At 72.1% G+C, this 19,541-nt stretch carries 19 protein-coding genes; 6 read left to right on the top strand and 13 right to left on the bottom strand.

Annotated features, from left to right (window positions below; genetic code table 11):
- The first annotated feature begins 71 nt into the window (after positions 1–71).
- Positions 72–590 (top strand): DUF2165 domain-containing protein, encoded by a 519-nt coding sequence (locus OO68_RS32990; RefSeq protein ID WP_033312920.1) that lies wholly within the window; start codon positions 72–74, stop codon positions 588–590.
- Between the two features lie 19 nt (positions 591–609).
- On the opposite strand, the gene OO68_RS32985 is transcribed toward OO68_RS32990, so the two are convergent.
- Together OO68_RS32985 and OO68_RS32980 are read right to left on the bottom strand one after the other, a co-directional pair.
- Positions 610–1,158, bottom strand: coding sequence for a GNAT family N-acetyltransferase (locus OO68_RS32985; protein WP_033312883.1), 549 nt, complete (start codon positions 1,156–1,158; stop codon positions 610–612).
- Positions 1,155–1,775: a TetR/AcrR family transcriptional regulator gene (locus OO68_RS32980; protein ID WP_033312882.1), complete on the bottom strand. Its 621-nt coding sequence runs from the start codon at positions 1,773–1,775 to the stop codon at positions 1,155–1,157. Before OO68_RS32980 ends, OO68_RS32985 begins: the two co-directional genes overlap by 4 nt.
- 113 nt (positions 1,776–1,888) lie before the next feature.
- Here OO68_RS32980 and OO68_RS32975 point away from each other — a divergent pair, with 113 nt between their 5' ends.
- Complete coding sequence (locus tag OO68_RS32975; RefSeq protein WP_033312881.1) at positions 1,889–2,800, top strand: alpha/beta fold hydrolase; 912 nt, start codon at positions 1,889–1,891, stop codon at positions 2,798–2,800.
- A 106-nt stretch (positions 2,801–2,906) separates the two neighbouring features.
- On the opposite strand, the gene OO68_RS32970 is transcribed toward OO68_RS32975, so the two are convergent.
- Together OO68_RS32970 and OO68_RS32965 are read right to left on the bottom strand one after the other, a co-directional pair.
- Complete coding sequence (locus OO68_RS32970; protein WP_033312880.1) at positions 2,907–3,461, bottom strand: hypothetical protein; 555 nt, start codon at positions 3,459–3,461, stop codon at positions 2,907–2,909.
- 85 nt (positions 3,462–3,546) lie between these two features.
- Positions 3,547–4,548, bottom strand: coding sequence for a glycosyltransferase family 2 protein (locus OO68_RS32965; RefSeq protein WP_033312879.1), 1,002 nt, complete (start codon positions 4,546–4,548; stop codon positions 3,547–3,549).
- Between the two features lie 123 nt (positions 4,549–4,671).
- On the opposite strand from OO68_RS32965, the gene OO68_RS32960 reads away from it, so the two are divergent.
- Both OO68_RS32960 and OO68_RS32955 read left to right on the top strand, forming a co-directional pair.
- A complete protein-coding gene (locus OO68_RS32960) occupies positions 4,672–5,142 on the top strand; it encodes a GtrA family protein (protein WP_033312878.1) in 471 nt (156 codons plus the stop codon).
- An 18-nt stretch (positions 5,143–5,160) separates the two neighbouring features.
- A complete protein-coding gene (locus OO68_RS32955; protein WP_033312877.1) occupies positions 5,161–6,570 on the top strand; it encodes a hypothetical protein in 1,410 nt (469 codons plus the stop codon).
- Positions 6,571–6,574: 4 nt separating this feature from the next.
- On the opposite strand, the gene OO68_RS32950 is transcribed toward OO68_RS32955, so the two are convergent.
- From OO68_RS32950 to OO68_RS32940, 3 genes are all read right to left on the bottom strand, one after another.
- Positions 6,575–9,160 carry a bifunctional FO biosynthesis protein CofGH gene (locus OO68_RS32950; RefSeq protein ID WP_033312876.1) on the bottom strand — a complete coding sequence of 862 codons (2,586 nt, stop codon included), beginning with the start codon at positions 9,158–9,160 and terminating at the stop codon, positions 6,575–6,577.
- 44 nt (positions 9,161–9,204) lie between these two features.
- Complete coding sequence (locus OO68_RS32945; RefSeq protein ID WP_033312875.1) at positions 9,205–9,411, bottom strand: hypothetical protein; 207 nt, start codon at positions 9,409–9,411, stop codon at positions 9,205–9,207.
- Between the two features lie 78 nt (positions 9,412–9,489).
- Positions 9,490–10,335, bottom strand: coding sequence for an LLM class F420-dependent oxidoreductase (locus OO68_RS32940; RefSeq protein WP_033312874.1), 846 nt, complete (start codon positions 10,333–10,335; stop codon positions 9,490–9,492).
- A 185-nt stretch (positions 10,336–10,520) separates the two neighbouring features.
- Between OO68_RS32940 and OO68_RS32935 the strand changes: the two genes are divergently transcribed.
- Positions 10,521–12,029 (top strand): CehA/McbA family metallohydrolase, encoded by a 1,509-nt coding sequence (locus tag OO68_RS32935; RefSeq protein WP_033312873.1) that lies wholly within the window; start codon positions 10,521–10,523, stop codon positions 12,027–12,029.
- Here OO68_RS32935 and OO68_RS32930 read toward each other — a convergent pair.
- Entirely contained in the window at positions 12,026–12,850 is an 825-nt protein-coding gene (locus tag OO68_RS32930) for an endonuclease/exonuclease/phosphatase family protein (protein ID WP_033312872.1), read from the bottom strand. The two genes, OO68_RS32935 and OO68_RS32930, sit on opposite strands and share 4 nt — an antisense overlap.
- Positions 12,851–12,949: 99 nt before the next feature.
- On the opposite strand from OO68_RS32930, the gene OO68_RS32925 reads away from it, so the two are divergent.
- Positions 12,950–13,342, top strand: coding sequence for a nitroreductase/quinone reductase family protein (locus OO68_RS32925; RefSeq protein WP_033312871.1), 393 nt, complete (start codon positions 12,950–12,952; stop codon positions 13,340–13,342).
- Positions 13,343–13,351: 9 nt separating this feature from the next.
- Here the strand turns inward: OO68_RS32925 and OO68_RS32920 are convergent, their stop codons facing one another.
- The 5 genes from OO68_RS32920 to OO68_RS32900 form a co-directional block, all read right to left on the bottom strand.
- Complete coding sequence (locus OO68_RS32920; RefSeq protein ID WP_033312870.1) at positions 13,352–14,803, bottom strand: aldehyde dehydrogenase family protein; 1,452 nt, start codon at positions 14,801–14,803, stop codon at positions 13,352–13,354.
- The gene (locus OO68_RS32915) at positions 14,800–16,530 is read right to left on the bottom strand and encodes an N-acyl-D-amino-acid deacylase family protein (RefSeq protein WP_033312869.1); all 1,731 of its coding nucleotides are present in this window, start codon (positions 16,528–16,530) and stop codon (positions 14,800–14,802) included. The genes OO68_RS32920 and OO68_RS32915 overlap by 4 nt, the downstream gene beginning before the upstream one ends.
- An 89-nt stretch (positions 16,531–16,619) precedes the next feature.
- Positions 16,620–17,738: an LLM class flavin-dependent oxidoreductase gene (locus tag OO68_RS32910; protein ID WP_033312868.1), complete on the bottom strand. Its 1,119-nt coding sequence runs from the start codon at positions 17,736–17,738 to the stop codon at positions 16,620–16,622.
- Positions 17,739–17,848: 110 nt separating this feature from the next.
- A complete protein-coding gene (locus tag OO68_RS32905; protein WP_033312867.1) occupies positions 17,849–18,619 on the bottom strand; it encodes an SDR family NAD(P)-dependent oxidoreductase in 771 nt (256 codons plus the stop codon).
- Positions 18,620–18,628: 9 nt separating this feature from the next.
- Positions 18,629–19,531, bottom strand: coding sequence for a TIGR03619 family F420-dependent LLM class oxidoreductase (locus OO68_RS32900; protein ID WP_033312919.1), 903 nt, complete (start codon positions 19,529–19,531; stop codon positions 18,629–18,631).
- Between the last annotated feature and the right edge of the window lie 10 nt (positions 19,532–19,541).

The following is a 19,541-nucleotide window of genomic DNA, read 5'->3' as shown; positions in this document are numbered from 1 at the left end:
CCTCGTGTCGCACGGTCGGCTTCGGTCTCATTCTGTCGCGTCCGCCCCGGCCACTGGGGAGAATGATCTGCATGGCCACCTCCACACCCTCCACCCCGCGCGGCGCCCTGTCGCTAGCCGCCACCCTGCTCACCGCCACCATCGCCCTCTACATGGCGCTCGTCGCCTTCGGGAACATCACCGACTTCGGGACCAATCAGCAGTTCGTCCGGCACGTGCTGGCCATGGACACCACGTTCAAGGACGAGGACCTGATGTGGCGGGCCGTCACGAGCCGGGGGCTGCAGGACGCCGCCTACGTCGCGATCATCGTCTGGGAGACCGTCGCCGCGCTGGTCCTCATATACGGGAGCTGGCTGTGGGCCAGACGCGATGACGTGCGCGCCCGGCGCATGTCCACGTACGGGCTGCTGATGGTGATGCTGCTGTTCGGGGCCGGGTTCATCGGCATCGGCGGCGAGTGGTTCTCGATGTGGCAGTCGGAGGACTGGAACGGGCTGGACGCCGCGACGCGCGTCTTCCTGTTCAGCGGAGTCGTGCTGATCGTCAACCAGCTGCCGGCCCCGCGTGCGGAGGCGCCCGCCAACTGAGCGCTGCCGCTACGGGAATTCATTCGGCGCTGTTCGCGTGCCGGGCGATGTAGATCCAGTCGAAGCCGTCATATCCCTCCGTGTCGAGATGCCGTGCTCGGCTGAGCCCGGCGCGTACCGCCACGCGTTGAGACGCGACGTTGGCCGGTCGGACGCGGGCGATCAGCGGGAGGCCGGGAAGGTGACGGGATGCCCAGGCGGCAACCGCGCTTGCGGCTTCACCGGCGAAGCCTTGGCCCCAGGCTGAGGTGGCGAAACGGTAGAAGAGGTTCAGGACCGGGGCCCCGTGCAGTTCCATGGGCTTGATCCCGCAGAAACCCAGCTGCCGAGCGGAGCCGTGGTGCCGGACGACCCAGTACCCGTATCCGTACTGCTGCCACTGGTCGTCCCACCGCCGGTAGAGCGCCTCCGCTTCCTCGAGCCGGGCGAGCGCATCGGACGGGTTGTGGGCGCAGGCCTCCGGATCACGGTGGACGGCGAAGATCGCGTCGACATCGGCTGTGGTGGGGCGTCTCAGCACCAGCCGGGCGGTCTTCAGCTCCACGGCTGCCGGACTCCGGTCACTCATGTCCGGACCGCATCACCGGTGCGGAAGATGCGGTTCAGGTGGTGGCTCAGGACGGTGGTCGCGGACTCCGGGCTGCGCTGGCCGACGAGGACGCCGGTGCCGAGTCCCGCAGACATGGCAAGCAAGCCGGCTGCCTCCAGCCGTGCGTCCACACCGGGTTCGAGCAGTGCCGCTTCCTGAGCCTGCCGGAGGAGTTCGGTCAGGGCGTCCTCTGCGGCGTCGGGGTTCTTGATGAAGGGCTGGGCCGCGAGCGCCGGGTCGTTCACGGCCAGAACCGCGTAGGACGTGTAGAGGTGGTGGAAGGTGCGGCTCTCGTCGTCCGTCGGCAGCGCCGCCATCAGCAGCGCCTCGATCATCGCGCGCGGACCCGGAGCGTCCCCGGCGGCCCGGACCCGGGCGGAGACCCGCTCCCCGAATCTCTCCGCCAGCAGCTCGAGCCCGAAGAGCAGCAACTTCTCCTTGGTCTGGAAGTAGTACTGCACCAGCCGCAGCGATACGCCCGCCTCCGCAGCCACCTCGCGCATCCCGACGGCATGCAGTCCGCGTCGGCCGGCGACCCGGACGAGGGCCTCGGCGATCTCGGTGCGCCGTTCTGCGTGGTCCACGCGCTTGGGCATCGGCCGGTTCTCCGCTCGTCGTTCCCGCTACGGCCCTCATGGTGGCCTTGGATGATACAGCTGTACCAACGTCATGGTACGTTCGTATCACAAAACCGAACGCCGGAGGTGTCATGTCCGAGACCGCTGCCCGCACCCGGGCCGATGTCGGCCGTTATGTGAGCGATGCCTGGCGGGAGCGCTACTTGACGGCCTGCGATGCGGTCTACGCACTGGGGGCGTCCCCGCTCTCGGAAGAGGACGTGGAGACGTCCTTCGGTACCACGCACGTCTACCGCTACGGCCCCGCGCACCACGCCGCCCGATCCCGCACCCCCGTCGTCCTGGTGCACGGAGCGGGCTCCTGCTCCGCCATGTGGTACCCGAACACCCCTGCCCTCAGCGCGGACCGCCCGGTCTACGCGATCGACACCCCGGGCGATCCCGGCCGCAGCGTCCAGCGCGAACCCATCCACCGGCCCGAACGGGCTGCGCAGTGGCTGGACGAGACGCTCGCCGGGCTCGGACTCGACCGCGTCCACCTCGTCGGCTCCTCCTACGGTGGCTGGCTCGCCCTGAACCAGGCGCACCGCGGACCCGGCCGCCTCGCCTCGGTCACCCTGCTCGACCCCGGCGGCCTGGAGAAGGTAGGGCTGCGCTTCTTCGTCTGGATCTTCGCCAGCCTCTTCGCGACCTTCGCGCCCAAGGCGCTCCGCCCGCGACTGGCCGCCTGGCTCGAACAGCCGGTCCTCGTCGTGCCGGAACTGCGCGCGATGATCCGAACGGCGGTCCGCGCCTACCGCATACGTCGCCCGGCGCCGCTGCCGCTGTCCGAGGAGGAGCTGTCAACCATCCGGACGCCGCTCTATCTGGTGCTCGGCAAGCGGAGCCTTCTCGTGCACCCGCAGCGGCAGGCGGAGCGCGTGCCGCGCCTGATCCCCGGCGCCCGGGCCGAGATCATCTCCAGCACGGGCCACGGGCCGCAGATCGACCACGCGGAGGAGATCAACCGCAGGATGCTGGACTTCATGGCCTCCGTCGACTGACAACCGCCCGCGCCGAAGGAGGACGGAGCGCCGTGGTCGAGAGCTCGGGGAGGGAGAGCAACGATCGAGAAGGCCGGATTCCTCGGGCCTCAGCCCGAGGTGCACGTCACTTGACCACGGTCACGGTCGTGCCGACCGTGCCGAACGCCCACAGTGCCGTGCCGTCCGCCTTCCGCATCCGGACTCCGCCCGTCTTGGTGCCGGAGGCGGCGGGCGGCGGTGAGGCCCCGTCGACCGCGTTGGAGAAGGCGACGGACACCCCGTCCTTCGCGGCGAAGTACAAGATGTGCTCGATCTGGACGCCGTCCGAGCCGGTCGTACCCGCGTTGCGCGACGACACGGTGTAGGTGCCGGGGTCGGGGCTGACCGAGCCCGGCCAGACGGTGAACGTGCGGCGGGTCGCCTCGCTCGCGTCGACCAGCCACACCCGCTTCTCGCCGAGGGAGTAGACGACACGCCGGCCGGTACCGGAGCCGTCGGGCACCCGCGCCGGGGCCGACGCCGTGGGGGTGGGCTGCGCCGAGGCCGTACTGCTCGGCTTGGCCGAGGCGGCGGTGGGGTGCGAGCCCCGGTCCGCCTGTACGCCCAGGACCGTCACCGCGGCTATCGCTCCCACGGTCAGCCCGGTCACCCAGGCCCACGAAGGAAGTCGGGCAGGCACCGGCACGCATCTCCTCAGTCACGGGACCCCGCGTCGGAACGGGGTTCCGATCATCGTACTGCGCACCCGCGGCCCCTCGGCTCCCTCAGGGGGTGTCCCGGGCGGTCTTGCGGACCGGGACCGGGCCCGTGCCGGCGCCGCGGGCGGCGTAGCGCGGCGGGCGCACCGGGGCCGGGTAGGAGAGGTGCACCAGCCGGGTCTGCTCCTGGCGCATGTGCATGAGCGATTCGAGGATGTAGCCCACGAGCAGCACGAGCGCCGCGATGGTCATGATCGCGGCGGCGAGGATCGCCGTGGGGACCCTCGGCACGGTGCCCGTCTCGACGAAGTCGGCGATGACGGGGATGCCGAGGATGAGGGAGACCAGGGCGAGGACGCCCGCGAGGACGGTGTGGACCAGCGAGGGGCGTTCGCGCCGCGCCAGGTCGAGGATGACCCGCAGGATGCGCCAGCCGTCCCGGTAGGTGCGCAGCTTGCTCTCGCCGCCGGCGGGCCGGACCCGGTAGTCGGTGAGGACCTCCGCGGTGGGCAGCCGCAGGTGCAGCGCGTGGATGGTCATCTCGGTCTCGGTCTCGAACTCGCGGGCGAGCGCGGGGAAGGACTTCACGAAGCGCCGCGAGAAGACCCGGTAGCCGCTGAGCATGTCGGTCACGTCGTTGCCGAACAGGGAGCGCACCGCCCCGGTGAGCAGTTTGTTGCCGACCGCGTGCCCGGCCCGGTAGGCCCCGTCGGCCGTCACCCGCCGGGCGCCGACGACCTGGTCGTACGGCCCCTCGAAGAGCAGGTCCACCAGGTCGCGGGCGCGGGAGGCGTCGTAGGTGTCGTCGCCGTCGATGATGAGCAGCGCGTCGGCGTCGACGTCGGCGAAGGCGCGGCGGATGACGTTGCCCTTGCCCTTGCGGTTCTCCTGCCGGACGATCGCGCCGGCCTCCCGGGCGACCTCCACGGTGCGGTCGGTGGAGGCGTTGTCGTACACGTAGACGACGGCCTCGGGGAGGGCCGCGCGCAGGTCGCGCACCACCTTGCCGACGGCCGCCTCCTCGTTGTGGCAGGGCACGACACACGCGATCGTCGTTTCCACGACCACTCCTCCCTCGACCGGTTCCGCCTACCGTCAGCACCTCATACATCAGCACCTCATACAGTCGGACATAGTGCGATATGAGCGCGCCTGACCGGATGGGGCACGCCCGGTCGTTACGCTCGCCGTGTGCCGGTCCTCGACTCTGTGACGCTGCGTGCGCGCGACGCCATCAAGGGCATCTGGCGCGAGGCCGCCAAGTTCGGCGTCGTCGGGGCCCTGGCCTTCGTCGTCGACAACGGCGGCTACAACCTGCTCGTCTTCGGCCTGCCCGGCGGCGCGGAGGGCGGGGTGATGCGGACGGCTCCCGTGCAGGCGTCCGTCATCGCGACGGCCGCCGCCGCGCTCTTCAGCTGGGTGGGTAACCGCTACTGGACCTACCGCGGCCGGCACCGCGACAAGATGACCCACGAACTCGTGCTGTTCCTCGTGGCGAACGGGGTCGGGCTCGCCATCACCGCGGGCACGGTCTTCGCCTCCCGGCACCTGCTCGGGCTGGACTCTCCGCTCAGCGACAACACGGCCCGCATCCTCGGCTGGGTCCTCTCGACCCTGTTCCGCTTCTACGCCTACCGGCGCTACGTCTTCGTCGCATCCTGAGCCGCTAACATCCGGCATATGGGACAAAAGCCGCTGGTGGCGCCTACGCAGCGCTGGGTCTGGGGTCTGGCTGCCGTCGCCGCGCTCTGCTGCCTGGCCACGGTCCTCGTCTTCGCCCCCGGGTTCCTGAGTCCCGACAGTCTCGACCAGCTCCGGCAGGCCCAGGGCAAGGCCCCCCTGACCGACTGGCATCCACCGGTGCTGAGCCTGGTGTGGCGGGCGCTCATCGCCCTGACCGGGTCGGTCACGTCGATGCTCGTCCTCCAGTCCGCCGTCCTCTGGGGCGCGCTGTGGGTGCTGGCCCGGTGCGTGTGGGAGCTGACGCGGAGCCGCAGTGGGTCACTCGCCGTGCTCGGCGTGGGGCTCGCGCCCTTCGTGCTGAACTTCGCCGGGGTGGTGTGGAAGGACGTACACGCGGCGTTCGCGCTGCTGGCCGCCTGCGCCGTCGCCTTCACCGGCCTGCTGCTGCGGGACGGCGCGCCTCGCCCGGCCCTGCGCTGGGGCCTGCTCTGGCTGGGCGTGCTGTTCCTCGCCTACGCGATCCTGGTGCGCAAGAACGCCGTCGTGGCCGCGGCCCCCGTCTTCGTCATGCTGGTCCTCGCCCTGTGGGGCAGGCCCGGACGCCGTACGTGGGTGGCGTGCACGGCGGCCCTCGTGGCCGGGCTCGCCGTGCCCGCCGCCGCCATCTCCCTGTTCGCCGCGCCGCTCCAGACCAAGCAGGGCGCCCAGATCATGCTCGACGACCTCGTGCACGTGCTGAGCGTGGAGGAGCTGCGGTCGGCGGACGTGCCGCCCGCCCTGCGCGACCGGCTCGTGGCCTCCGCACGGGAGTGCGAGCGGGTCGGCGCCCTCTCGGACGCCTACTGGGCCTGCTACCGGCGCCCGGCCGACGGGCTGCGCGGGGACTCCGGCGCGATCACGTCGCTGTGGCTGCGCGAGATGGGCGGGCACGTGCCGGGCTATCTCCAGTACCGCCTGCTGCTCTTCACGACCCTGCTGTTCGAGACCGACTACGCGTACAAGGCGGGGATCACCCGCAACGACCTGGGCATCGCAGTGGCGCACCCCCGGCTGGAGGACGCGCTCGGCACGTACGTCAAGGGCATGATCGAGGACGTGCCGTGGCTGTTCCGCGGCTGGTTCTGGCTCACGGTCGCGCTGGTGCTGGCGATCCGCCCCGGCCGGGGCCTGTTCGCCCTGCCCGTGCGGGCGCTGGGCATCAGCTCGGCGGCCTACATCCTCGGCTATCTGCCGATCATGCCCGCGACGGACTTCCGCTACGTCTACTGGCCCGCACTCGCCTGCACCCTCGGCCTGCTGCTGCTCTGGCTGGGCCGCGGCAGGACCGCACCGCCCACCGCGGCCCCCGGCGCCACGGCCCGCCGCACCCTGCCGGTGCATCAGCCGGCCGACGCCGGAGGCCAGTAGCCCGTCAGTCCAGCACCGGCAGCAGCTCCGGCAGGTGCCCGTCCGACGCGGCCGCCGCCCGCTGCCGCTCCTCGGCGACGTCCCCGTACAGGGTGGTGCGGGCCCTGGCCGGACGGCCCGCGGCGTCCGCCACCGCGATGAGGTCCTTCACCGACTTGTACGACCCGTACGACGAGCCCGCCATGCGGGAGATGGTCTCCTCCATGAGGGTCCCGCCGAGGTCGTTCGCGCCCGAGCGGAGCATCTCGGCCGCGCCCTCCGTGCCCAGCTTCACCCAACTGGTCTGGATGTTCGGGATGTACGGGTGCAGCAGCAGCCGGGCCATGGCCGTGACCGCCCGGTTGTCGCGCATGGTCGGGCCCGGGCGGGCGATCCCCGCCAGGTACACCGGCGCGTTCGTGTGCACGAACGGCAGCGTCACGAACTCGGTGAAGCCGCCGGTGCGCTGCTGGATGCCGGCCAGGGTGCGCAGATGGCCCAGCCAGTGGCGGGGCTGGTCCACGTGCCCGTACATCATCGTCGAGGACGACCGGATGCCCAGCTCGTGGGCCGTCGTCACGACGTCGATCCAGTCGGCCGCGGGCAGCTTGCCCTTGGTGAGGATCCAGCGGACCTCGTCGTCGAGGATCTCGGCGGCCGTGCCCGGGATGGTGTCCAGGCCCGCCTCCTTGGCCGCCGTGAGCCACTCCCGGACGGACATGCCGGTGCGGGTCGCGCCGTTGACCACCTCCATCGGCGAGAAGGCGTGCACGTGCATGCCCGGGACGCGTTCCTTCACGGCCCGCGCGATGTCGAAGTACGCCGTGCCCGGCAGGTCCGGGTGGATGCCGCCCTGCATGCAGACCTCCACCGCGCCCACCTCCCAGGCCTGCTGGGCCCGGTCGGCGACCTGGTCGAGGGAGAGGGTGTAGGCGTCGGCGTCCGTGCGGCGCTGGGCGAAGGCGCAGAAGCGGCAGCCCGTGTAGCAGACGTTGGTGAAGTTGATGTTCCGCGTGACGATGTAGGTGACGTCGTCGCCGACGGCCGACTTGCGCACGTCGTCGGCGACCCGGGCGAGCGCGTCCAGCGCCGGGCCGTCCGCGTGCAGCAGAGCCAGCGCCTCGTCGTCGGTGAGCCTCGCCGGGTCGTCGGCGGCCGTGCGCAGGGCCTCGCGCACGTCGGTGTCGATGCGCTCGGGGGTCATGCCCGGGGCGGCGGCCTCGCGCAGGGCGCCCCAGTCGCCGTACACCTCGTCGAAGTCGTCCCGGCGGTCGGAGCTGCGGCCGTCCGTGTCGATGGAGGTGTGCAGGTCGGTGCGGCCCGACGCGACGAAGACCTCCTCGGGTTCCTGCCAGGGCAGGCCCTGCGGGAGGGCCTCGGGGCGGGCCAGGCCGGTCTCCGGGTCGGCCAGCGCTGCCACGTGCGGGCGCAGCCGCGGGTCCAGCCAGGGCTCGCCGCGCTTCACGAACTCCGGGTACACGCACAGCCGTTCACGCAGCTCGAACCCGGCGGCCCGGGACTTCTCGGCGAGCTGCTCGATCTGCGGCCAGGGGCGCTCGGGGTTGACGTGGTCGATGGTGAGCGGGGAGACCCCGCCCCAGTCGTCGATGCCGGCGCCGATCAGCCGCTCGTACTCGTCGTCGACGAGGTTGGGCGGGGCCTGGATGTTGCCGCTCGGCCCCATGAGGAGCCGGGCGACGGCGACCGTGGCGACCAGTTCGTCCAGTTCCGCGTCGGGCATGCCGCGCATCGCGGTGTCCGGCTTGGCGCGGAAGTTCTGGATGATCAGTTCCTGGACGCCGTGGTAGGCGCGGGAGACCTTGCGCAGCGCGAACAGCGACTCGGCGCGCTCCTCGTAGGTCTCGCCGATGCCTATGAGGACGCCCGAGGTGAAGGGCACGGAGGACCGCCCGGCGTCCTCCAGCACCCGCAGGCGCACGGCGGGCTCCTTGTCGGGAGAGCCGTGGTGGGGGCCGCCCGGCTCCGACCAGAGGCGGGTCGCGGTGGTCTCCAGCATCATGCCCATGCTGGGCGCGACGGGCTTGAGGCGCTGGAAGTCGGTCCAGCTCATGACGCCCGGGTTCAGGTGCGGGAGCAGGCCCGTCTCCTCCAGGATGCGGACGGAGATGGCCCGGACGTAGGCGAGGGTGTCGTCGTAGCCGTGCGCGTCGAGCCACTCGCGCGCCTCCGGCCAGCGGTCCTCCGGCTTGTCGCCGAGGGTGATGAGGGCTTCCTTGCAGCCGAGGGCGGCGCCCTTGCGGGCGATGTCCAGCACCTCGTCCGGCGACATGAACATCCCGTGCCCGTCCCGGCGCAGCTTGCCCGGGACGGTGACGAACGTGCAGTAGTGGCACTTGTCGCGGCACAGCCGGGTCAGCGGGATGAAGACGGACTTGGAGTACGTGATGACGCCCGGCCGCCCGGCCGCCGCCAGCCCCGCGTCCCGCACCCGGCCGGCCGAGGCCGACAGGTCCTCCAGCTGCTCACCCCGGGCCTGGAGCAGCACCGCCGCCTCGGCGACGTCGAGCGAGACACCGTCCCTGGCCCGTTTCAGGGCGCGCCGCATGGAGTTGTCGGTGGGTCCGGTTCCGGAGGTCGCGGAAGTCGTCATTCTTCGAGCATACGAGTGCGCTGATCAGGCTCGGGGCAGCCCCGTCAGTGGAAGGCCAGCCAGCCGATGCCCAGGGCCGAGACGAAGCAGGCGGCGGCCACGGCGGCCGGTCTGTTCCGGTGCAGGGCGAACCAGACCAGCGCGGCGGTCACCAGCACGGCCGTCGTGCCGATCGCGGCACGCAGCAGCCCCTGGCTGTAGCCGTACTCGGTGAAATGACGCAGGAGCCAGGAAAACCAGGCAAGCCGCATGACGCTCTCTCCCCCCGTGGTGAACTGAACGGTAGTTTAGTAGAGGGGCGCCAACCGGCTTGCCGGGCCGGGAAGTTGTCAGAGGTGGGCGGCCAGGCCGTCCAGGGTCTTCAGCACCTCCGCCTCCCCCGCCGGAGGCAGCTGCGCCACGACCTCCTCGATGCCGAGGTCGGCGTAGTGGGCGAGCTTGCCCGGGGTCGGGTGGACGGCGTAGGGGACCACCTGGAGGGCCTGGGGGTCGCGGCCGGCGTCGGCCCAGGCGGCGCGCAGGACCGGCAGCGACTCGCCGAGGCCCCGGCCGCCGATCGGCAGCCAGCCGTCGGCGTACTCGCTGATGTGGGAGAACAGCTTGGGCCCGGCGGCCCCGCCGACGAGCGTGCGCGGGCCCACGACGGGACCGCGCGGCTTCTGCACGGGCTTCGGATACGCGTGACTGGCCCGGACGCCGCCGAACTCCCCGTCGTATGCGACCGGTTCCTCCGACCACAGGGCGCGCATCAGCGCCATCCGGTCCCGGACCAGCTCGCGCCGGGTGCTCCACCGCACGCCGTGGTCGGCGGCCTCCTCGACGTTCCAGCCGAAGCCGAGGCCGAGCGTGAACCGGCCGCCGGAGAGGTGGTCGAGGGTCGCGACCTGCTTGGCCAGGTCGATCGGGTCGTGCTGGGCGACGAGCGTGATGCCCGTGCCGAGCCCGAGCCGTTCGGTGACGGCGGCGGCCTGGCCGAGGGCCACGAAGGGGTCGAGGGTGCGGCCGTACTCGGGCGGCAGTTCACCGCCCGCCGGGTACGGCGTGGTCCGCTCCACGGGGATGTGGGTGTGCTCGGGCAGGTACAACCCGGCGAATCCGCGGTCCTCCAGCTCCCGGGCCAGCCGGGTCGGAGTGATCGTCTCGTCGGTGAGGAAGATCGTCACGGCGATGCGCATGGCTCATCTGTACCCGAGGGAGAGTCGACTGTCGATACCGACCGGTCGGCATTCGGCGGCCGCCGTTTCGGCGAAAACCGCCGATCCCCTTCCCGTGCGCGGGCGTTCACGGCTGAATACCAGGGTTGCACGCAACCCCTGCACCACCCATGCCTTGTCACCGACGACACCTTGGGAGCAGCAGCATGTGCGAGGACAGCCACGGCGGGCTCGGCCGGCGCGCCCTGTTCGTGACGGGAGCGGCGGCCGCGCTTACGTTGGGAAGCGTGAGCTTCGCTTCAGCGGCCGACGGGGACCAGGAGAGCAGGACCGTGCGCGGCACGCTGCCGCCCGGCTCCCCGGACTTCGTGTACGTGCCCGTCGAGGTCCCGGCCGGGGTCCGGGAGCTGAAGGTCGCCTACACCTACGACCGGCCGTCCGTCCCGGCCGGCACCCTGGGCAACGCCCTCGACATCGGCGTCTTCGACGACCGCGGCACCGAGCTGGGCGGCCGGGGCTTCCGCGGCTGGTCGGGCGGGGCGCGCACGGAGTTCTTCATCCGCGCGGACGACGCGACGCCCGGCTACCTCCCGGGCCCGGTGCGCGAGGGCACCTGGCACATCGCGCTCGGCCCGTACACGGTCGCCCCGCAGGGCCTGTCGTACGAGATCACGGTCACGCTGACGTACGGGGCGCCGGGTGAGGCCGTCGAGCCGGTGTATCCGCCGGAGCGGGCCAAGGGGCGGGGGCGGGCCTGGTACCGGGGCGACTGCCATCTGCACTCCTGGCACTCCGACGGCCGCCGCACCCCCGCCGAGATCGGGGAGCTGGCCCGGGCTGCGGGCCTGGACTTCATCAACTCCTCCGAGCACAACACGCACGCCGCGCACGCGCACTGGGCCGACGTGGCCGGGGACGACCTGCTGGTCATGCTCGGAGAGGAGGTCACGACCAGGAACGGGCACGTGGTCGCGCTCGGCACCGACCCGGGCACCTTCGTCGACTGGCGCTACCGGGCCCGTGACAACCGCTTCGGCCGGTTCGCCCGGCAGATCCGCCGCGCCGGCGGCCTGGTCGTCCCGGCCCACCCGCACGCCACCTGCATCGGCTGCAACTGGAAGTTCGGCTTCGGCGAGGCGGACGCGGTCGAGGTGTGGAACGGCCCCTACACGCCCGACGACGAGGTGGCGCTGGCCGACTGGGACAGCATGCTGGTGGCGTCCGTGCGGGACGGGCGGGACTGGATCCCGGCCATGGGCAGCAGCGACGCGCACCGCTCCCCGGACGCGGTGGGCAGCCCCCAGACGGTCGTCCTCGCCGACGATCTGACCCGGGAGGCCATCCAGGAGGGCATCCGGGCGGGGCGCTCCTACGTCGCCGAGTCCGCGCGGGTCGCGCTGTCGCTGCGGGCCTCCGGCGGACGCGGCGAGCACGCGGGCATCGGCGAGCGGCTCACCGTCGGCCGCGACACCCCGGTCACCGTCCGCCTGGAGGTCACCGGCGCCCCGCGCTGCACGGTCCGCCTCGTCACCGACCAGGGCGTCGTCCACACCGGCGCCCCGCTGCCGGTGGCCGGCTCGGGCGTGGTCGAGTGGCGGACGACACCGTCGTACGCGGCGTACGTCCGGGCCGAACTGCGCCACGAGGCGGCCGCGGGACCGCTCCCCGGGCCGCTGGCGGCGTTCACCAATCCGGTCTTCCTGGGGCGCGACTAGGCGGTGTCGGTCCCCAGGTCGGCGACGACCGCCGCGTGGTCGGAGGGCCACACCCCGTCGACCGGGGCGTCGCAGGCCCGCCGTACGGCGCGGACGTGGCCGAGTCCGCCGGGGCCGGGTGGGCCCACGTGGATGTAGTCGATGCGCACGCTGGGCTCCAGGGTGCGTGCCACGTACGGGTTGGCCGTGTCCCAGGTCGCGGCGGGGGCGGCCGGGGCGGCGTACTCCCACGCGTCGAGGAGGACCTGGCCGGGCACGGCCGGGGCGGTCTTGTAGCCGCCGAGGAGGCGGACCTCGTCGGAGTCGGGCCAGGCGTTGAGATCGCCGGTGACGACGGGCGGGAAGTGGGTGTCGCCGCGGTGCCGGGCGACGAAGGCGGCGAGCGCGGCGGCCTGGTGGCAGCGGACCGCCGAAGCGGCCGGGGCGGAGGTGAAGTGGGCGGCGAAGAAGGGCACTTCGTGACCGGGGGCGGCCAGCCGGGCGTAGAGGGCGAGGCGGCCGTCGTCCGTGTCGGCCGGGGCGGGCAGCGGCAGTACGTCCTGGTCGAGAACCGGCCATCTGCTGAGCACGGCGTTGCCTATGCCGACGGTGGGGTCCCCGATCCGCCGCTGCCAGCGCTCGGGGGCGGGCGAGGCGCCCCAGGCCCAGTGCAGGCCCAGCTCACCGGCCAGCCACTCGGCGAGGTTCTCGCCTCCGGCCGCCCACACCTCCTGCAGTCCGACGATGTCGGGCCGCAGCTCCCGCAGGGCCGTGAGGATCGCCTTCTGCCGCATCTGCCACGGCCCGAAGCGCCACCACAAGTTCCAGGTCACGATCCGCATCCGCAGCCACCCGCTCTCCTCGTTGCCGCGTGGGGGATCATTGAAGCAGGATCCCTTGCAGAAACCGTGAGCGCTTCGTGCGAAGGAGACCCGCAGCCGATGTCCCGCCGCACCGACCTGAGGTTCCGCGCGACCACCGCCGTCCAGCGCCGCCTCAACCCGCTCCTGCGCCGCCTGCCCCTCCAGACGGTCCTGGAGACGACGGGCCGCGTCTCGGGACAGCCCCGCCGGACACCGGTGGGCGGGCGCCGCGTCGGCGGCTCCTTCTGGCTGGTGTCGGAGTTCGGCGAACGGTCGCAGTACGTGCGCAACATCAAGGCGGATCCGCGGGTACGGGTGCGGATCCGCGGGCGCTGGCACGAGGGCACCGCCCATCTGATGCCGCAGGACGATCCGGTGGCGCGGCTGCGGGGGCTGCCCCGGGTCAACAGCCTGGGGGTGCGGGCGCTCGGGACGAACTTGCTGACGGTGCGGGTGGACCTGGACGGCTGAGGAGTTGCGTCAGCCCGGCCAGACGATCGCCTGCACCTCGCTGTAGGCGTGCAGCGCGTAGGAGCCGACGTCCCGGCCGACGCCGCTCTTCTTGAAGCCGCCGAAGGGCGCCTCCATGTTGCGGCCGACGGTGTTCACGCCCACCCCGCCGGCCCGCAGCCGCCGGGCCACCCGGAAGGCCCGGGCCACGTCGCCCGACCAGACGTAGTCGATGAGCCCGTAGTCGGTGTCATTGGCGAGCGCGATGCCCTCCTCCTCGTCGTCGAAGGGGACGACGGCCACCACCGGCCCGAAGATCTCCTCGCGGGACACGCGCATATCGTTGGTGCAGTCCGCCAGGAGGGTCGGCGCGACGTAGAAGCCACGGGGCAGGTCCGGGCGTTCGCCGCCCGCCACCACCACCGCGCCTTCCTTCCGGCCCAGTTCGACGTACGACTCCACCCGCTCCCGGTGGGCCGCCGAGATCACCGGCCCGACGACGGTGTCCGGCTCGCGTGGGTCTCCGACCTTCAACCGGTCCGCGTAGGCGGCCAGTTGTTCCACCAGCCGGTCGTGGATGCCGCGCTGCGCCAGGACGCGCGTCGGTGCCGTGCAGATCTGGCCGCTGTAGAAGGAGAAGGTGGTGCCGATGCCGGCGACGGCCGAGCGGAGGTCGGCGTCGTCGAAGACGACCGCGGCGCCCTTCCCGCCCAGCTCCATCAACTGCCGTTTCATGTCGCGCCCGCACACCTCCGCGATGCTCTGCCCGACCGCCGTGGAGCCGGTGAAGCTGACCATGTCGACGTCCGGCGACGCCACGGCCGCCTCGCCGACCGCGGTCGACCGGCCGGACACGATGTTCACCACGCCCGGCGGCGCACCCGCCTCCTCCAGCGCCTGCGCCATCCGGTAGACCGACAGCGGATCCTGCGGGGCCGGCTTCACCACGACCGTGTTGCCCATGGCCAGGGCGGGCGCGACCTTTCCGGCCGGGTTGGCCCAGGGGTTGTTGTACGAGGTGACGCAGGTGACGACCCCGACGGGCTGCCGGACGGCCAGGGCGCCCACGACACCGGCCTTCCCCATCGGCCCGGCCTCGTTGATCTGGGGCGTGATCGCCCACTCGGCGGGCTCCACGCGCGCGTAGCGCCGGAAGCGGGCGGCGGCGACGCCGACCTGCATGCCGCGCGCGGTGCCGAAGGTCGCTCCGGTCTCCGCCTGAGCCAGTGACGCGTACTCCTCTCGCCGGGCGGCGATGATCCCCGCCGCCCGGCCGAGGACCGCGGCCCGCTCCTCCGGTGCGGTGCGCGACCACGGTCCGAAGGCCTCGCGGGCCGCCGCACAGGCCGCGAGCACCTGGTCCCGCGAGGCCTCCGGCGCCCAGCCGACGGTCTCCTCGGTCGCCGGGTCGGTCACCTCGTAGTGCCCGCCGTCCGGCTCCACCCAGGAGCCGCCGACGAACAGCGGCTGCCGTGCCGTCACCGCGTGCTCACCGTCTCGGTGTCCCGCCCCGAGCGGAGCACCCGGCCCGGAACGGCCCCGGTCACCACGTCGTCCCGGATCGCCTCGACCCCGTTGACCCACACGGCCCGCACCCCCAGCGCCCGGGAGTCCAGGCGCGGGCTGCCGCCCGGCAGGTCGTGTACCAGGGTGGCCGGGCCCGCGTCGATCCGCCCCGGGTCGAGCAGCACCAGGTCGGCGTGCCAGCCCTCGCGCACCTGCCCCCGCTCGCGCAGCCCGAAGAGCCGGGCCGGGTCGTCGGTCAGCATCTTCACGGCCTGCTCCAGACCGACCAGCTTCCGCCCCCGCAGGCAGTCCCCGAGGAACCGGGTCGTGTACGGCGCCCCGCACATCCGGTCCAGGTGGGCGCCCGCGTCGGACCCGCCGAGCAGCACGTCCTCGTGCTGCCAGGTCTGAGCCCGCAGCGCCCAGGACGCCGGGTCGTTGTCGGTCGGCATCGGCCACAGCACCGTGCGCAGCCCGTCGTTGGCGCAGATCTCCACCAGGCAGGCGAAGGGCTCCTGCCCGCGCTCCTCGGCGATGTCCTTCACCACGCGCCCGGTGAGCCCGGCGTTCGCCTCGCTGTAGGTGTCGCCGATGACGTAGCGCCCGAAGTTCGCGAGCCGCCGGAAGACGCCCGCCTCCTTGGAGTCGGCCCGCCGCAGCAGCTCGGCCCGCACGTCCGGGTCGCGCAGCTTCTCGATCCGCTCGGGCACGGGCAGCCCGAGGACCGGCCCCCACCCGGGGATGAGGTTCAGCGCGCAGAACGTCCCCAGCGACATGTTCATGGGCGTGAGGATCGGCATGGTCAGCGCCACGACCCTGCCGCCCGCCTTCCGCGCCTGCTCGCTCGCGAGCAACTGCCGGGGCACGCGCTCGGGAACGGCCGCGTCGATCGTCAGCACGTTCCAGTTCAGCGGCCGCCCCGCCACCGCGCTCATCTCCACGAACAGGTCGATCTCAGCGTCGCTGAACTGGTCAAGACAGCCCGCGACGATCGCCTCGATCTGCGTACCCTCGCACTCCCCCACGGCCCGCGACAGCGCCAGCAGCTCGGCCGGCTGGGCATGCCGTGAGGCGACGGGCTGCCCGTCCCCGTCGGAGTGACTGCTCGACTGGGTCGTGGACAGCCCCCACGCCCCGGCGTCCATGGCCTCCCGCAGCAGCCGCACCATCGCGGCGAGCTGCTCCTGGCTCGGCTGTCCGCCTACCGCGTCCGGCCCCATCACGTACCGCCGCAGCGCACAGTGCCCCACCATGAACCCGGCGTTGACGGCGATCCGCCCTTCCAGTGCGTCCAGGTACTCCCCGAAGGAGTGCCAGTTCCAGGGCGCCCCCTCCTCCAGCGCCACCAGCGCCATGCCCTCGACCCTGGACATCATCCGCCGCGTGTAGTCGGCGTCCTCGGGACGGTCCGGGTGCAGCGGCGCCAGCGTGAACCCGCAGTTCCCGCCCGCGACGGTGGTGACCCCGTGGTTGAGCGAGGGCGTGGCGTACGGGTCCCAGAAGAGCTGGGCGTCGTAGTGGGTGTGCGGGTCGACGAAGCCGGGGGTGAGGACGAGGCCACGGGCGTCCTCGGTGGTTCGGCTTTCCTCGGTGAGCCGACCGATGACAGCGATCCGCCCGTCGCGGATGCCGACGTCGGCGGTGTATGCCGGGGCACCCGTCCCGTCCACGACGGTCGCGCCCTTGATGACGTGATCGAGCATGCCCGCTCAACTCCTTCGGGTTGGTCGCCTTTCAGGGGCGCGGGGAACTGCGCGACAAGCCACAACGAACGCCGCACCCGCCGAGGCGATCAAGCGGCACTCCGGAACCGCGAAGTCCGATGAACGGGATCCGTATCGATCCTGGGAATCACGTACTCCCCGACCAGCCGGATCGTCTGCAGCGTCTCCTCCTTCGGCACCCCCACCGGCAACCCGAAACTCAGCTGATCCGCCCCGGCCTGCTCCCACCGCTTGCACTGCCGCAGCACCTCGTCCGGATCCCCGCAGATCAGCAACTCCTCCTCGATCAGCGCCTCCACGAACTCCTCGGTGTACTCCGGCAGCGTCTGTGGCCACACCGGGAACCCCTCGGGCCGCGGGAAGGTGTCGTGGTACCGGAACACCAGCGAGGGCAGGTAGTGCAGCCCACCGCTCGCGGCGATCCGCACGGCCTCCGCATGGGTCGGCGCGCAGATCGCCGTGGTCGTCACCATCACGTTGTCGTTGACGAACGCCCCGACCGGCTCCGCGTCCACGATCGCCGTCTTGTACTGCTCCAGCACCCACTCCATGTCGGAGACCTTCTGCACGCTGAAGCCGAGCACGCCGAGCCCCTTCTTGGCGGCCATGGCGTACGACGGGGGCGACCCGGCCGCGTACCACATGGCCGGGTGCGAGCCGCCGTACGGCTTGGGCAGGACCTTGCGCGGCGGCAGCGACCAGTGCTTGCCCTGGAAGCCCTGGTACTCGTCCTGGAGCCACATCCTGGGGAACTCGGCGATGGTCTCCTCCCAGAGTTCCTTGGTGTGGTTCATGTCGGTGATCCCGGGCATGAACCCGAGGATCTCGTGCGATCCGGCGCCCCGCCCGCTGCCGAACTCGAAGCGGTTGCCGCTGAGATGGTCGAGCATGGCGACCTTCTCGGCGACCTTCACCGGGTGGTTGACCGGGGCGAGCGGGTTGAAGATCCCCGAGCCGAGATGGATCCGCTCGGTCGCGTGCGCCAGGTACCCGAGGAAGACGTCGTTGGCGGACAGGTGCGAGTACTCGTCCAGGAAGTGGTGCTCGGAAGCCCAGGCGTACTTGAAGCCGGACTTGTCGGCCTGGATGACGTACTCGGTCTCCTCCATCAGCGCCTTGTGCTCGGCGAGCGGGTCGGTCTCGGCCCGTTTGCCGACGTATCCCTGAACGAAGATGCCGAATTCCAAGGAGGTTCACCGCCCCACGGTCAGTTCTGACGAACCGTCAGATTTATGGCTCCGACTGTTCCACCGGCCTCCGGAGCCGTCAATAGCTGACGCTTCGTCAGCTACAGCGTTCAAATGACGCTGACGCCCGCCAGCCACCCGCCGTCGATCACGAACGGCTGGCCCGTGATGTACGACGAGTCCTCCGAGGTCAGGAACAGCGCGAGCCGGGCCACCTCCTCCGGCCGCCCGACCCTGCCCAGTGGCACGAGCCCGCGGTACAGCCGGTCGAGGCCGCGCGCCGTCTCCTCCGGGTCGGCGTCCGGGTCGAGCAGGGCCGGGTTGGACATCGCCGTGTCGATCGCCCCCGGGCAGACGGCGTTGACGCGGATGCCCCGCCCGGCCAGTTCCAGGGCGGCGACCCGGGTCAGACCCACCACGGCGTGCTTGGTCGCCGCATATGCGCCCACCGCGGCCATGCCGGTCAGGCCTGTGTAGGAGGCGGTGTTGACGATCGTGCCCTCGTCGGCCATCTCCGGGGCGACCGTCTTCATGCCGAGAAAGCAGCCCACCTGGTTGACCTGCACGACCTGCATGAACTCGTCGAGGGGTGTGTCGAGGAGGGAGTTGAAGCGCAGGATGCCGGCGTTGTTGACGAGCCCGTCGACGTGGCCGTACGCCTCCTTGGTGGCCGTGACGGCGGCCTGCCAGTCGTCCTCCCGCCCCACGTCCAGATGGACGTACCGCGCGCCGATCTCCTTCGCGAGGGCCTCGCCCTGGTCGTCGAGCACGTCCGTGAGGACCACCCGGGCCCCCTCGGCCGCGAACAGCCGGGCCTCCTGCTCGCCCTGGCCGCGTGCGGCGCCGGTGACGATGACGACCCGTCCGTCGAGCTTGCCCATGGGGTCTCCTCACAGCTCAGGGGCGACCTCGGCGCCGAACGCCGCGATCTGGTCGGTGAGTTCGCTGCGGCTCCGGCTGCGGAACCGCACCTGGATCTGGTGCACACCCATCGCCCGGTAGGCCCGCAGCGACTCGGCGAGCTCCCGCGGCCCGCCGGTGAGGGTGCGGCGCCCCACCTCCCACCGGGGCGTGCCGACGTACAGCGGCTCGGCGATGGCACCCACGGTGAACGCGCCCCGCACCCCGGCCTGCTCACGCAGTTCCCTGATCCGGGCGACCTGCCCGGGCAGCCGGTCCCTCGGATCCCCCTGCGGCAGCCACCCGTCGCCCTTGAGCGCGGCCCGGCGTACGGCGGCGGGGGAACTGCCACCGACCCAGACGGGGACCCGGTCCTGCGCCGGCCGGGGCCGCTGGCCGAGCCCGGCGAAGTCGTACAGCTTGCCGTGGTGCTCGGGGAACTCGTCGGGGCCCAGGGCGGCGCGCAGGGCGTCGAGGCACTCGTCCAGCACGGCCCCGCGGCCGTGGAAGTCGACGCCCAGTGCCTCGAACTCCTCCTGGACGTGCCCGGCGCCGACCCCGAGGACCAGCCGGCCTCCGCTGAGGTGGTCGAGGGTGGCGTACTGCTTGGCGGTGAGCAGGGGGTGGCGCAGCCCGACGATCGCGACGTGGCTGAGCAGCCGGACCCGTTCGGTGGCGGCGGCGAGGAAGGCGAGGGTGGCGACGGGGTCGTACCAGACGGTGCTCATCGCTGCGGCCAGCCGGCGGGGGATGCCGACGTGATCACAACTGGCCAGGTAGTCGAATCCGGCCCAGTCGGCGGCGCGGGCGATCTCCAGCAGGTCGTCCGGTCCGGCCTCCGCCTCCCACGCCTCGGCGTAGAGGGTGCTCTGCGACTGGACGGGGAGCTGCATCCCGTACCGG

Source organism: Streptomyces iakyrus (genome assembly GCF_000717055.1).
Taxonomy (GTDB): Bacteria; Actinomycetota; Actinomycetes; order Streptomycetales; family Streptomycetaceae; genus Streptomyces; species Streptomyces iakyrus.
Note: the sequence above shows the minus strand (reverse complement) of the source record. Positions and strands in the feature narration are given on the sequence as shown.

Bases quoted from the DNA above. Each gene is read 5' to 3' on its own strand.
- OO68_RS32990 (WP_033312920.1), top strand. From the start codon at position 72: ATGGCCACCTCCACACCCTCCACCCCGCGCGGCGCCCTGTCGCTAGCC.
- OO68_RS32985 (WP_033312883.1), bottom strand. From the start codon at position 1,158: ATGAGTGACCGGAGTCCGGCAGCCGTGGAGCTGAAGACCGCCCGGCTG.
- OO68_RS32980 (WP_033312882.1), bottom strand. From the start codon at position 1,775: ATGCCCAAGCGCGTGGACCACGCAGAACGGCGCACCGAGATCGCCGAG.
- OO68_RS32975 (WP_033312881.1), top strand. From the start codon at position 1,889: ATGTCCGAGACCGCTGCCCGCACCCGGGCCGATGTCGGCCGTTATGTG.
- OO68_RS32955 (WP_033312877.1), top strand. From the start codon at position 5,161: ATGGGACAAAAGCCGCTGGTGGCGCCTACGCAGCGCTGGGTCTGGGGT.
- OO68_RS32950 (WP_033312876.1), bottom strand. From the start codon at position 9,160: ATGACGACTTCCGCGACCTCCGGAACCGGACCCACCGACAACTCCATG.
- OO68_RS32945 (WP_033312875.1), bottom strand. From the start codon at position 9,411: ATGCGGCTTGCCTGGTTTTCCTGGCTCCTGCGTCATTTCACCGAGTAC.
- OO68_RS32940 (WP_033312874.1), bottom strand. From the start codon at position 10,335: ATGCGCATCGCCGTGACGATCTTCCTCACCGACGAGACGATCACTCCG.
- OO68_RS32935 (WP_033312873.1), top strand. From the start codon at position 10,521: ATGTGCGAGGACAGCCACGGCGGGCTCGGCCGGCGCGCCCTGTTCGTG.
- OO68_RS32930 (WP_033312872.1), bottom strand. From the start codon at position 12,850: ATGCGGATCGTGACCTGGAACTTGTGGTGGCGCTTCGGGCCGTGGCAG.
- OO68_RS32925 (WP_033312871.1), top strand. From the start codon at position 12,950: ATGTCCCGCCGCACCGACCTGAGGTTCCGCGCGACCACCGCCGTCCAG.
- OO68_RS32915 (WP_033312869.1), bottom strand. From the start codon at position 16,530: ATGCTCGATCACGTCATCAAGGGCGCGACCGTCGTGGACGGGACGGGT.
- OO68_RS32905 (WP_033312867.1), bottom strand. From the start codon at position 18,619: ATGGGCAAGCTCGACGGACGGGTCGTCATCGTCACCGGCGCCGCACGC.
- OO68_RS32900 (WP_033312919.1), bottom strand. From the start codon at position 19,531: ATGCAGCTCCCCGTCCAGTCGCAGAGCACCCTCTACGCCGAGGCGTGG.